At 28.6% G+C, this 13,066-nt stretch carries 12 protein-coding genes, 1 riboswitch and 1 other annotated feature; all 12 genes read right to left on the bottom strand.

The features are described from left to right. Window positions 1-127: 127 nt before the first annotated feature. Window positions 128-937, bottom strand: a complete 810-nt coding sequence (locus K0039_RS09530; RefSeq protein WP_228104821.1) for an MBL fold metallo-hydrolase — start codon at window positions 935-937, stop codon at window positions 128-130. Window positions 938-1,031: 94 nt separating this feature from the next. Then, complete coding sequence (locus tag K0039_RS09525) at window positions 1,032-2,024, bottom strand: isocitrate dehydrogenase (NAD(+)) (RefSeq protein WP_228104820.1); 993 nt, start codon at window positions 2,022-2,024, stop codon at window positions 1,032-1,034. Window positions 2,025-2,096: 72 nt separating this feature from the next. Then, window positions 2,097-4,034: an aconitate hydratase gene (locus K0039_RS09520; protein WP_228104819.1), complete on the bottom strand. Its 1,938-nt coding sequence runs from the start codon at window positions 4,032-4,034 to the stop codon at window positions 2,097-2,099. 39 nt (window positions 4,035-4,073) lie between these two features. Then, window positions 4,074-5,231 (bottom strand): homocitrate synthase, encoded by a 1,158-nt coding sequence (gene nifV / locus K0039_RS09515; RefSeq protein WP_228104818.1) that lies wholly within the window; start codon window positions 5,229-5,231, stop codon window positions 4,074-4,076. A 353-nt stretch (window positions 5,232-5,584) separates the two neighbouring features. Further along, complete coding sequence (locus K0039_RS09510) at window positions 5,585-5,818, bottom strand: Rossmann-fold NAD(P)-binding domain-containing protein (protein WP_228104817.1); 234 nt, start codon at window positions 5,816-5,818, stop codon at window positions 5,585-5,587. A 156-nt stretch (window positions 5,819-5,974) separates the two neighbouring features. Then, window positions 5,975-6,184 (bottom strand) — a binding site (T-box leader). 19 nt (window positions 6,185-6,203) lie between these two features. Next, window positions 6,204-7,079, bottom strand: a complete 876-nt coding sequence (locus K0039_RS09505) for a MurR/RpiR family transcriptional regulator (protein WP_228104816.1) — start codon at window positions 7,077-7,079, stop codon at window positions 6,204-6,206. A gap of 157 nt (window positions 7,080-7,236) precedes the next feature. Beyond that, window positions 7,237-7,812 carry a tRNA 5-(aminomethyl)-2-thiouridylate-methyltransferase MnmM gene (gene mnmM / locus K0039_RS09500; RefSeq protein ID WP_228104815.1) on the bottom strand — a complete coding sequence of 192 codons (576 nt, stop codon included), beginning with the start codon at window positions 7,810-7,812 and terminating at the stop codon, window positions 7,237-7,239. Between the two features lie 9 nt (window positions 7,813-7,821). Then, entirely contained in the window at window positions 7,822-8,535 is a 714-nt protein-coding gene (locus K0039_RS09495; RefSeq protein ID WP_228104814.1) for a pseudouridine synthase, read from the bottom strand. A gap of 149 nt (window positions 8,536-8,684) precedes the next feature. Beyond that, the gene (locus K0039_RS09490) at window positions 8,685-9,290 is read right to left on the bottom strand and encodes a tetratricopeptide repeat protein (RefSeq protein WP_228104813.1); all 606 of its coding nucleotides are present in this window, start codon (window positions 9,288-9,290) and stop codon (window positions 8,685-8,687) included. Between the two features lie 161 nt (window positions 9,291-9,451). Then, window positions 9,452-10,747, bottom strand: coding sequence for a diaminopimelate decarboxylase (lysA, locus tag K0039_RS09485; protein ID WP_228104812.1), 1,296 nt, complete (start codon window positions 10,745-10,747; stop codon window positions 9,452-9,454). Window positions 10,748-10,761: 14 nt separating this feature from the next. Beyond that, a complete protein-coding gene (locus K0039_RS09480) occupies window positions 10,762-11,958 on the bottom strand; it encodes an aspartate kinase (protein ID WP_228104811.1) in 1,197 nt (398 codons plus the stop codon). Between the two features lie 83 nt (window positions 11,959-12,041). Next, window positions 12,042-12,280, bottom strand: a riboswitch (Lysine riboswitch). Between the two features lie 82 nt (window positions 12,281-12,362). Then, the gene (locus tag K0039_RS09475) at window positions 12,363-12,968 is read right to left on the bottom strand and encodes a hypothetical protein (RefSeq protein ID WP_228104810.1); all 606 of its coding nucleotides are present in this window, start codon (window positions 12,966-12,968) and stop codon (window positions 12,363-12,365) included. Window positions 12,969-13,066: the final 98 nt, after the last annotated feature.

Raw genomic sequence — 13,066 nt, 5'->3', positions numbered from 1 at the left:
ATCTTATTATATTATAAGTTTTAGTATTGAATTAAGTCTATATTAATTTCTTAACATAATATTTTTTTTATTTTTGTAAAATTTAATAAAGCCATTGTGTAGTAAACCAATGGCTTTATTACTATAATTAATTAATTTCTAATTTTAAACCTACACCAACTTCTGTTATAGGAATACTACTGTGAATATAACTTTTTACCTCAAAAGATGTACAGTGACCAAGATATAGTTTATTAATATTATTATCTTTAAAATACTCTAAAGTCTTATTGGCTCTATCATTATATTCACGCAAATGAGTTCCCCCTATTATCCCAATCACACTATTTTCATTACATACTTTTTTAGCATATTCTACTATATTGCAAATTCCACTATGAGAACATCCAGTAATAATAAATAAACCTTCTTTTCCTTTATAAACTAATGCTGTATCATCGTAAATAAAATCTTTTTCATACTTATTATCTATTTCTATTTCTCCAATAGAATGCCTAGGTTCAAAACCCATAGTACTTGGTATTTCTCCTAAAAAATAAATGTTTTCACTTATTTTAATAGGTCCTTTACTTAATTGAACTTCTCCCATATTTTTCATTCCATTTATATCTAAAGGTGATGATATACATTGATTATTTTTTATTTTTTTATTAAATGCTAAACTATGTCCAATTATTTTTAGACTTGGATTTAACTTTTCCTGTGCTAAGTATTTAATTCCGCCCACATGATCATCATGTCCATGGGAAATTGCCAAAACATCAATATTATATGTGCTTAAATTTAATTTTTTCATGTTTTCAATAAATACATTTGAGTATCCACAATCAAATAATATTTTTATATCCTCATCCTCAATATAAAAAGAAAGACCTGGCTCTCCTATGTAATATTCATCAATTATAGTATTGTTATCAACTAAAACTGTTAAAAACATCTTACACCCCTTTAAAGTTTGACTTGATTTTAAAATTATAATAGTATAAAAATAAAAATTCTTCCATATTTTATGAAAGAATTTTTATTCAGGACTACAAATACTTAATTATCTCTTCTGTAAATTCTTCTGTACTGGCATTTCCACCTAAATCTACTGTCAGCTTTTCTCCTTTTAAAAATACTCGTTCTAAAGCTCTTTCTATTTTTTTAGCATATTCTACTTCTCCCAAGTATTTTAACATCATAATAGCCGATTGAATTATGGCTGTAGGGTTAGCTATATTTTGATTTGCAATTTGTGGTGCAGAGCCATGTACCGCTTCAAAGATTGCATAATCTTTACCTATATTTGCACCAGGAATTATTCCAAGTCCACCGACTAAACCTGAGCACAAATCAGATAGTATATCACCATATAAATTAGGCATTACCATTACATCATATTTTTCTGGATTTAAAACAAGATTCATAGCAGCTGCATCTACAATTAAATCATCTGCACTTACATCATATTTTTCACTAACTTCTTTAAAAGTATTTACAAATAATCCATCGCTAAGCTTCATTATATTTGCTTTATGAACACCTGTTACTTTTTCCCTATTATTGTTTTTCGCATATTGAAAAGCAAATTCACAAATTCTTTCACATGCTGGCTTTGTTATTAGTTTTATACTTTCTGCTCCATAGTCTCCTATTTTATGCTCGATTCCTGCATATAAATCTTCTGTATTTTCTCTTACAATCACTAAATCTACATCTTCGTATCTTGATTTTATGCCTTTAAAACTTTTTATAGGTCTTAAGTTTACATATAAATCAAGGCTTTGTCTTAGAGTAACATTTACACTTTTGAACCCTTTCCCTATAGGTGTTGTGATTGGACCTTTTATTGCAATTTTATTTTTTTTTATTGATTCTATAACATGATTTGGAATGGCAGTATTATATTTTTCAATAAGAGCTTCACCAGCTTCTACTTCCTCCCACTCTATTTTAACGCCTGAAGCTTCTACAACCTTAACCATGGCTTTTGTAACTTCTGGACCTATTCCATCTCCTGGTATTAACGTTACTTTATACATTTTACTATCTCCTCCAGTAAAATTCCTCTCATTCATATAATTAAGGTTTTTTCTTTATATAAAATTATTATTTTAGCAAGTTTCTTTTTCAAGTAAATTTTTAGTATAGTTTAATTTTCCTCCAGCTTTTACAACTTCCACTTCCTTTGATGATAATTCAGCTCTTGCATAAAAACTTTCATTTTTACTATGATTTATTATTTTCACTCTATTTTCTATTAAACCATTATATAAATCACATATCTCCAACTCATCTTTTAAGCTTATTTTTTCGTAATCTTCGTCACATTCAAATACCATCGGTATTATTCCACTATTGATTAAGTTAGCTTTGTGGATTCTTGCAAAACTTTTTGCTAATACTCCTTTTATACCTAAATATAAAGGAGCTAGTGCTGCATGTTCTCTTGAAGAACCTTGACCGTAATTATCTCCTCCAACTATAAAGCCGCCATTATTTTTTATGGCTCTTTGAGGAAATTCTTCATCTACAGTATTAAAACAATAATTAGATAAATAAGGTATATTACTTCTGTATGGTAATAATTTTGCATTTGATGGCATAATGTGGTCAGTTGTTATATTATCTTCAACTTTTAATACTACCTTTCCATTTGCTACTTCTCCTAAAGCAGTGTTTAAAGGGAAAGGTTTTATATTTGGTCCTCTTACTACCTCCACCTTATCAAAATCTTCCACAGGACTAATTATCATTGAATCATCTATTATAAACTTCTTAATATCTAAATCTTTAAAATCAACTTTCATTTCTCTTGGATCTGTAAGCACACCCTTTATAGCTGATACTGCCGCTACTTCAGGACTAACTAAATATATATCAGATGATAGAGTTCCACTTCTTCCATAAAAGTTTCTATTAAATGTTCTTAGAGATACACTATTTGTTCCTGGGGATTGACCCATACCTATACATGGCCCACATGAGTTTTCCAGTATTCTTGCCCCAGCACTAATTATATCTCCTAAAGCTCCATTTCTAGATAACATCTCCATTACTTGTCTAGAACCAGGTGCTATAACTAAACTTACTTCTTCATGAACTTTTTTACCTTTTAGAATTTGTGATACCTTCATTAAATCTTCATAAGATGAATTAGTACAACTTCCTATTGCTACTTGATCCACTTGTATTTTTCCCAAATCTTTTACTTTTTTTACATTATCTGGAGAATGAGGAATAGCAGCTAATGGCTCTAACTCACTTAAATTTATTGTAATCTCTTCATCATATGTAGCATCTTCATCAGGACCTAATTCTTTATAATCACCTTCTCTTCCTTGTGCTTTAAAAAATTCAAAAGTTTTTTCATCACTTGGGAAAACTGAAGTAGTAGCACCAAGTTCTGCACCCATATTTGTTATTGTAGCCCTTTGTGGAACAGATAAGTATTTTACTCCCTCACCACTGTATTCAAATACTTTTCCTACTCCGCCTTTTACACTACATTGTCTTAATACTTCTAATATAATGTCTTTAGATGAAGTCATGTATGGAAGTCTTCCAATTAAGTTTACCTTCACCACTTTTGGCGCCTTAATATTATAAGCATTACCTGCCATAGCAATGGCTACGTCTAATCCACCAGCTCCAATGGCAATCATACCCACACCGCCTGCCGTTGGTGTATGACTATCTGATCCTAATAATGTATCTCCTGGTGTGGAAAATCTTTCTAAGAAGACTTGATGACATATTCCGTTACCTGGTTTAGAAAAATATATTCCATGTTTTTTGGCAACTGTTTGAATATACTTATGATCATCAGCATTCTCGAATCCTTGTTGTAACATATTATGATCCACAAAGGCCACACTTCTTTTAGTTTTTACCGTATCAATATCCATAGCTTCTAATTGCAAATAAGCCATTGTACCTGTTGAATCTTGAGTTAAAGTTTGATCTATTTTTATTGATACAAAATTTCCTGGTATTAAATCTCCTTCTGCTAAGTGCTTTTTTAATATTTTATACGTTAAATTATCTCCCACTGTATATCCTCCCATATTCACTAATAAAATTCATTAAACTTAAATAACACTTCTATTATTTTTTAAATCTTTATATATTTCCACAAGTTCTTTATCAAATAAATTTCTCTTCATTCTAACAGAAGTTTGTCTTATAAGTTCTAGCATAACTTCTGATTCTTCTTTAGAAAGCTCTATCTCATATTCTTTAAACTTATTAACTACGGCAGCTTTGCCTGAATGTTTTCCTATTACAATTTGTCTTTCTAAACCTACCTCACTTGGATCAAAAGCTTCATAGTTTTTAGGGTTTTTCATTGCACCATCAGCATGTATTCCTGATTCATGTCTAAACATATTTGTTCCAACTATAGCTTTCCAATCAGGTAGCTGTCTGCCAGAGGCTTGAGAAACATATTTTGAAATTTCTCTAAATCTTATAGTATCAATATCAGTTTCATACCCATAAACAAATTTTAGGGCCATAATAACTTCTTCCAAGGCAGCATTTCCTGCTCTTTCTCCTAAACCATTAACTGTTACTCCTATGTGATTTGCCCCTCCTACAATTCCTGCTATAGCATTAGCTGTAGCCATGCCAAAGTCATTATGTGTATGCATTTCTATATCAAAGTTTGTAGACTTGTGTATTTTTTCTATTGTTTCTCTTATTGTAAAAGGTTCCATAACTCCCACTGTATCACAATATCTAAATCTATCTGCTCCTGCTTCTTTTGCTAAATTAATAAATTCAATTAAAAAATCTGTATCAGCTCTAGAAGCATCTTCTCCATTAACAGATATATATAACCCATTTTTTTTTGCATAAGTTACTGCATTATACATATTATCTAAAACCCATTCCCTAGATTTTTTAAGTTTATGCTCAATATGAATATCTGAAACAGATAAAGATATGGCTACTGCATCAACACCACAGTCAATTGACTGTTCTATGTCTGTAATAACTGCTCTATTCCAAGCCATAATACTAGAATTTAAATCTCTCTTGCATATTGCCTTTATTGTTTCCTTTTCATCACCACCCATTGTAGGTATTCCAACTTCTAATTGATCAATTCCCATATCACTTAAAGTTTGAGCTATAGTCACTTTTTCATGATTAGCAAAAGCAACTCCAGCAGTTTGTTCACCATCTCTAAGAGTAGTATCTACAATTTTTATTTCTTTTTCTTTTATCTTATCTATCACACACATATTTGGTTCCCCCTTTTAATTGTATTTGCATGATTTATTTCATTTTTTTCAATTTTATAAAATAACACAAAATTATTTCCCAATAACTTTTCTTTATTTACAGATTATCAGTCATTTGAATTTAATTTAATTATAATACGATTTTCTGTTTTTTGCATTATTTTTTTTCAATCTTGCATAATTAATTAAAAATCAAAGTATTTCATCTTTGATTTTTTAATTCACTTTATTTATTTTAATATACAGTAACTTTTCTAATTATTATAAACAGTATCTCTTATCTAAGTTCACTAAATATCACTTCAATTTAAATGTCAAAAAAGGATAATAAAAATTATTATCCTTCATAAATATTATTTTTGTCCCACAGTCATATCTATAGCTGCAACTTCAAAAGAACATCTAGTTCTTGTTGAATTTTTTTCAAATATCAACGCAATATTTTTTCCTTCAAGTAAATTCCCTTTAACTCCCACCTTCTTTTTTATTTTTAAATAACTAGATAAAGTTAATAAATATTTTATTTCTTCCTTTGTGAAATCTTTTAAGGATAAAAAGTTTCTTCCCTTTAAGCTAATTTTATTCATTACACTTCCCCCTTTTAAATAAAATAAAAAGCCCCTTAGTTATAAACTAAGAGGCGAATATCCGCGGTACCACTCTAATTATTAAGACATTTATTTCTTTTAAGTAATAATGATAATTACATTTTTGAGAACTAAAAAAGTCTCTTGGTTTTTATACCAAGAGACGATATTTTACCGTGTTACCACTCTAATTGTTAAGAATATCTTAACCACTCAAATCCTTAAGGCAGATAACCGGTTATTGAACTTACTTTTCTAATAACCTTCTCCAAATCTCTTTTCAGAATAAATATCCTTGCCAAGCTTCCACCAACCTCAGCTCTCTATTAATTTAATTTATCTTACTCTCTTCTTCACTAAATTTATCATATATTTATTAATAATATTATTCATAAATAGAATACTGCTCCCAAATTTTTTCCAAATCATCAAAGTATTTTTTTATTTCTTCTTTCTCTTTCATGCCAACAGATATGGCAAGTGCGTTGGCTACAGTCATAGCAGGAACTAAAGAGTCAACAAATGACGCCATATTACTCTTAACTAAAAGAGTATTATCAGATAAACATGCTACTGGCGCAAAATAACTATCCGTAATTGATATTATATGAGCTCCTTTATTTTTAGCATAGTCAACAACTTGATATGATTTTTTAGAATATCTAGGAAAACTAAATGCTATTATTACATCTTCTTCGTTTATTCTAACTATTTGTTCAAAAACATCTCCCATGTCTAGTCTTATTACATGAACATTATCTAATATTAAATCTAAATAAAATCCTAGATACTGAGCTATCACATGAGAACTTCTCATACCCAAAATATATATTTTTCTAGCTTTTAATATTTCTTCTGAAGCATCCTTAAAAGCTTTTGCATCTATTTCTTCTAAAGTTCCCCTTATATTATCTATATCACTTTTTAGAACCTTACTAAGTATTGTTGCATCATCAGAATAATCATTATTGGCCATTTCGACCCTTTGTACTGTTGTTAATTTATTTTTTATTAACTCTTGTAATGCATCTTGTAATTTAGGGTACCCTGGATATCCTAAAGCATTAGCAAACCTTACCACAGTAGACTCACTAACACCTACAGTTTCCCCAAGTTTGCTTGCAGTCATAAATGCTACTTTATCATAATTTTTAATAATATATTGGGCTATAAGTTTTTGCCCCTTACTCATTTTAGGATAACGAGATTGTATAATTGAAATTAATTGTTTACTATCATTTATATTATTTGTAAATTCCATAATATGCTCCTCTTTCTTTTGTGAAAAATATGAAGTATTTGTAAATTATTCATACTTATAACTTAATTATACCACTGTTTATATTAAGTTATAAATTATTATTTTATTTTTTCATTGTTCAATATATTTTTTATAAGGTAGCAAAATTATATATTTTTTAACCTTTTTTTTCTACTAGAATAAGCTGCGGTGGATTATTTATTTGATTTGTAAACTCCATATGCAATACATTATATTGTTTTTGATCTAAATTGTCTAAGTATTCACATATGTAATTTTTTTCATCAAGGCCACCTTCATGTCCTATATATGTAGCTATACTTATTACTCCATTTTGCTTTAATAATTCTAAACTTTTTTTGACGGCTTCCAAAGTTGTATCCGGTTTAGTGATAACCATATGTTTTGCCCTTGGTAAGTACCCTAAGTTAAATACAACACAACTGACTTCTTCTTTTACATATTTATCTAAGTTTTCATGACCATCAAGAATTAGTTCAACTCTATCCTCCATATTATCTCTTATAACTTTTTTTCTTGTGGAAGTTAGCGCTTCTTCTTGAACATCAAATGCATATACTTTACCAGTTTCTCCTACTAGGTTTCCTAGGTATACTGTGTCATACCCATTTCCCATGGTAGCATCAATTACAACATGGCCTTTTTCAATAATTTTTTCTAAAAATATTTTGTTTACTTCAGTTATTTTATTTATATATTTTGCTCTTAACATAATTTACCTCTATATACTTTTAAGATAATTTACTTCTTCTTCAGTTAAATGTCTGTATTCCCCTATTTTACAGTCATTTAAAGTGATTTTACCCATGGCTACCCTTTTAAGTCTAAGTACAGGGTGATTTATAGCTTTACACATTTTTCTTACTTGTCTATTTTTACCTTCATGTATTTTTATTTCTAACTTAGATATATCTTTATTTTTATCATAATATACAACTTTAATCTTCGCTGGTGCTGTTTTATAATCATCTATATATAGACCAGATTTAAAGTTTTTAATTTCTTCTTCACTTAACTGACCTTTCACCATAGCAATATAAGTTTTATCAATTTCGTGTTTAGGATGAGTTAATTTGTACGTTAAATCACCATCATTAGTAAGTAATAAAAGACCACTTGTTTCATAATCTAACCTTCCCACAGGAAATACTCTTTCTTTTATATCACTTAATAAGTCTATTACACTTTTTCTGTCAAATTGGTCTTTAACTGTTGTTATGTACCCTTCTGGTTTATTTAATAATATATATACTAAATTTTCGTCAAGAGATATTTTTACTCCATCAACTTCCACACTATCTTTTTGTTCATCAACTTGAAAAGATAATTCTTCTATTAATTTTCCGTTTACTTTTACTTTTTTATTTAAAATAAGTTCTTCAGCTTTTCTTCTAGATGCTACTCCACAAGAAGCTATATATTTGTTTATTCTCATATTTACTCCTTTAATTATTTTTTTGTCCATAGTAAATACTAATATATGTGACAAATTTTCACAAGATATTTTTATTTATTATTTATATTTCCTATAAAATAAAAAAATAAACTGCATATGGCAGTTTATTTATAATTAGCTTTATTGACTTATTCATTCTCACTTGTATCTTTTAATTGTACATCTGTACTTGTTTGTGGATTATCTTCTTCATCTTCAGTTTTTTCTTCTTTTATAGGCTCTTTTATTGATTCCTCTTTGTTGCTTTCCTCTGTTTCTTGTTTTTTCTGTTCTTCTTTTTTCTTATTATTATAAATTATTTCTGATTCTAATTTATTCATGTCTTTTTCAGACGCTTCTTTTGCATTTTCTCTTCTCTCTAAAGCTTCTTTTTCAGCAGTTTCTTGTAATTTTTCAAGTTCTGCTTTTTTATTTATTGATTCTCTCTTAATTTGTTTAGAACCTTCATTTATATTTACAATTGAATCTAGTTCTTTTATTGCTTTCTCGTAATCATGCTTTTTTTCGTAGTTCTCCGCACTTTGCATCTTTCTTGCCTGCATATACATAGCTCTAGCTGACTCATTTTCTGAATCTTCATTTAAAACTTGAGATAATAAAGTTAAGGCTTCATCATATTTATGACTTTCAAGCTTTTCTTGTCCTTTTATTAAAGAACTATTTACAGCTACTTTACTACATCCACTTGTTAAAGCAGTTATTAAAACTAATATTAATAATAATTTCTTTTTCATGAAAATCCTCCCTGTTGTATAATATAGTTTATCATAAACCCTAAGTTTGCACATTATAAAATTTTATATAATTATATTTATACATTGGTGAGTATTTATACAATTTTATTTTTAATATAAAAAAGTTCCTTACTTTTTTAATAGTAAAGAACTTTTTTATTCTATAACTCTAGAGACAATAAATCTTCATAACTTTGTCTTTTACATACTAACTTATCATTCCCCTTATTTACAAATACAACTGGGTTTTTAGGTATTTTATTATAGTTTGATGCCATAGAGTATCCATAAGCACCTGTGGATGTTGTTATTAATATATCTTCGCTTTCTATATCTAAAACACTAGTATTTGATATTAAAATATCCCCACTTTCACAACATTTTCCAGCAATAGTTACCTTATGTTCAGATTTTTCATTATTCATTTTATTTACTATAGCACATTCATATCCTGCTTGATATAAAGAAGGTCTTATATTATCTGTCATTCCACCATCTACACTTACATAAGTTCTTACATCTTTAATATTTTTAATTGATCCAATAGAATATAAAGTACTTCCAGCATTAGCAACTAAAGATCTACCTGGTTCTAATATAAGAGTAGGCATATTTATATTTAGTTGTTTGCATTTTTCATTGCATTTATTTATAATTTTCTCACAAAATTCCTTAATGCTTCTTGGTTTATCTTCTTTAGTATAGTAAACACCTATACCTCCACCAAAATCCACTTCTTTTATTTCTATATCATAATCTTCTTTTAATTTTTTTACTAAGTTAAACATAACATCAACTTCTTCTTCATAAGGTTCTACCTCAAATATTTGTGAACCAATATGAGCATGAATACCAATTAATTTTACATTTTTATATTCTTTTAATCTTTCTACTGCCACATAAAAATCACCATTTGTCAATGCAAAACCAAATTTAGAGTCTATTTGACCAGTTCTAATATATTTGTGAGTATGTGCATCAATTCCAGGTGTAACTCTAAAATATATATCTTGTATCATATTTTTTTCTTTACAAAACTTTTCTAATATATCTAATTCATAGAAATTGTCTACTACAAATACTCCTACACCTAAGTCAATACCCATTTTAATCTCATCTATTGTTTTGTTATTTCCATGAAATAATATTTTCTTCATAGGAAAATTAGCTTTATAGGCTGTAAATAATTCTCCTCCAGACACTACATCTAAATATAATCCCTCTTCATCTATTAGATTACACATATACTTAGGTAAAAAAGCTTTCCCTGCATATGCAACTTTATTGTTATTTTCTTTAACCTTAAAATACTTATTATATTCTTTGCAATTATTTCTAATTAACTCCTCATCAAATACATAAAGAGGTGTATCGTATTTTTTTGCTAAATCTAGTGCATTTACCCCACCTATGTATAAAGTATTATCTTTTATTCCCATTGTGCCATGAAGTTTCATATTATCCTCCTATTTTATAAATTAAATTCTTTAGCTATTTCTCTTATTGCCACTTCTTTAGAAGAAGAGTTTATTGCACATGTAATTCTTATTTCAGATGTTGTAATTAATTTTACAGCTATATTATTATCACTAAATATTTTAAATACTTTTGAAGCGACACCACTAGTATTTTTCATTCCAAGACCTACTAAAGAAAACTTTGTTATTTCTTCATCTATAACTATACTTTCCCTTGATACAAAGCAACTAACAATTCGTTCGCATTCCATTAAATCATCCTTTGGTATAGTGAATGATACATTTACTTTTCCATTAAATGGTGCTGTCTGGCTTATCATATCAATACTAACTCCATCTACAGCTATTTTTTCAAATAATTTAGATACATCTTCCATATTTATATCTACAATTGTTATGGCTGCATCTTCGTCACAAGTCGCAAGGCCAGTAATAACTTTATCCTCTAATTTCATTTCTCTGCTCCCCCTTATATACGTTCCTTCAATGTCACTGCAAGATAAGCCTACATAAAGCTCCACATCATATTTTTGCGCTAATTCCACACTTCTTGAATGCATTACCTGAGCACCTAAACTTGCTAATTCCAACATTTCTTCATATTCGATTTCTTTTATTTTTTTAGCTTCACTATATTTTCTTGGATCTGTAAAATAGATCCCATCCACATCAGTATATATTTCGCATATACCTTCTAGTTTTACAGCTAAAGCTACAGCTGAAGTGTCTGATCCCCCCCTTCCTAAAGTAGTTATATCTCCTTCATCATTTAAACCTTGAAATCCTGTTACTATTACAATCTTACCACTATCTAAACTCTCATTTATTTTACTAACATCAATATCATCTATTAATGATTTACCATGAATCCCACTAGTTTTAATATTTAATTGATAAGCGTTGTAACTTACTGCTTCACATCCTAAAGAATTTAGACCCATTGATAATAAAGATGCAGATATCATTTCACCAGTAGACATTAATACATCAAGCTCTCTTTTGTCTGGAGATTTAGTTATGTCTTTGGCCAAACTTATAAAATCATCTGTCGTATCCCCCATAGCTGAGACTACAACCACAATTTTAGGATTTTTCCTTTTTCTTTCTATTAATTTGCTTGCAATAAGCTTTATTTTTTCAGTATTAGATACAGAACTACCACCATACTTTTGAACAACTACTTTGCTCACTATTATCACCCCTTAAATTATGAATTTACATAAAAAAATAAAACGCCCAAAGGTATACTTTGGACGTTAAAATTAGCCATAGTAAACCTTGTAGCTCAACACTTATAAAAAATTCGCTTTGCTCATGTAGCCAACAACCTGGAAAACAGGTCTGTTGCTAAATTTATTCTGCGAATAAAAGTGACAGCCTTATACATATTCTGCACAAGTCCAGATAACTTATATGCCTATAAGCTACCTTCGGCTGTAATTCCTTTCCTAACATATAATTGCTTGCCAGCTATATGTTAGTACTATTAAGTACAGCACCTCTACCTTAGGTTTTTATCTTTTTTTATTAATAATATATTAATAGCATAACATACTTCAAGATGCAATAAAAATCATAAAACTATTTATATATTTTACAAATAATTAAATAATTTATTCAAAGATGTATCTAAAATATATATATGTTCATTAATATTACATTTATTATGCTTTTGTTCTCTAGAAGATATAACAATAACTTTTGGTACCATAAAAAATGGTATGGTTGAGTTGTCAATATCATTAGAAATATTACTATACTTTGACCATCTTAAGCTTTCATCCAGTTCAATATCTATTAATACTTGTAGCCTTTTGTCACAGGGATTTATATATTCTATAAATATATCATAAGTTTGATCTCCTACTTTTGCATTTCTATAAAATCTAACAGCCTCATATCCTGCACTATTTAATCTAATTGCAATTTCAGAACCTAGTAACATTTTTGTTAAACTCTTTCCTTTTTCGATATTACTCCCATTTAGATAATAAACTCCTGAGTTATCTTTAAAATTCGTATAGTCAACATTACATGGAAACTTTCTCAAAGTATAATCATTACACATTTTTCTCAATGTCCTCTTTAGGGATTTTTTTCCACTTCTTTTTTTACTATTAAATACTTTTCCCACTTGATTTTCTGTGACGCATCTTACTCTACTAACCAAATACAAAATATCTTTTTCTAATCCCACCATAGTCAATCTCCTTGAAGCTATTTTTACCAAGTTGTACTATATTATATTAAAATCACTCAATAAAATTTACACATAAAAAAAGGAAGATTAAAATTTTC

The sequence above is a fragment of the Terrisporobacter mayombei genome, from assembly GCF_020748465.1.
Lineage (GTDB): Bacteria > Bacillota > Clostridia > Peptostreptococcales > Peptostreptococcaceae > Terrisporobacter > Terrisporobacter mayombei.
This window is presented reverse-complemented; position numbering and strand designations above follow the sequence as displayed.

Bases quoted from the DNA above. Each gene is read 5' to 3' on its own strand.
- K0039_RS09530 (WP_228104821.1), bottom strand. From the start codon at position 937: ATGTTTTTAACAGTTTTAGTTGATAACAATACTATAATTGATGAATAT.
- K0039_RS09525 (WP_228104820.1), bottom strand. From the start codon at position 2,024: ATGTATAAAGTAACGTTAATACCAGGAGATGGAATAGGTCCAGAAGTT.
- nifV (WP_228104818.1), bottom strand. From the start codon at position 5,231: ATGTGTGTGATAGATAAGATAAAAGAAAAAGAAATAAAAATTGTAGAT.
- K0039_RS09510 (WP_228104817.1), bottom strand. From the start codon at position 5,818: ATGAATAAAATTAGCTTAAAGGGAAGAAACTTTTTATCCTTAAAAGAT.
- K0039_RS09505 (WP_228104816.1), bottom strand. From the start codon at position 7,079: ATGGAATTTACAAATAATATAAATGATAGTAAACAATTAATTTCAATT.
- mnmM (WP_228104815.1), bottom strand. From the start codon at position 7,812: ATGTTAAGAGCAAAATATATAAATAAAATAACTGAAGTAAACAAAATA.
- K0039_RS09495 (WP_228104814.1), bottom strand. From the start codon at position 8,535: ATGAGAATAAACAAATATATAGCTTCTTGTGGAGTAGCATCTAGAAGA.
- K0039_RS09490 (WP_228104813.1), bottom strand. From the start codon at position 9,290: ATGAAAAAGAAATTATTATTAATATTAGTTTTAATAACTGCTTTAACA.
- lysA (WP_228104812.1), bottom strand. From the start codon at position 10,747: ATGAAACTTCATGGCACAATGGGAATAAAAGATAATACTTTATACATA.
- K0039_RS09475 (WP_228104810.1), bottom strand. From the start codon at position 12,968: ATGGTGGGATTAGAAAAAGATATTTTGTATTTGGTTAGTAGAGTAAGA.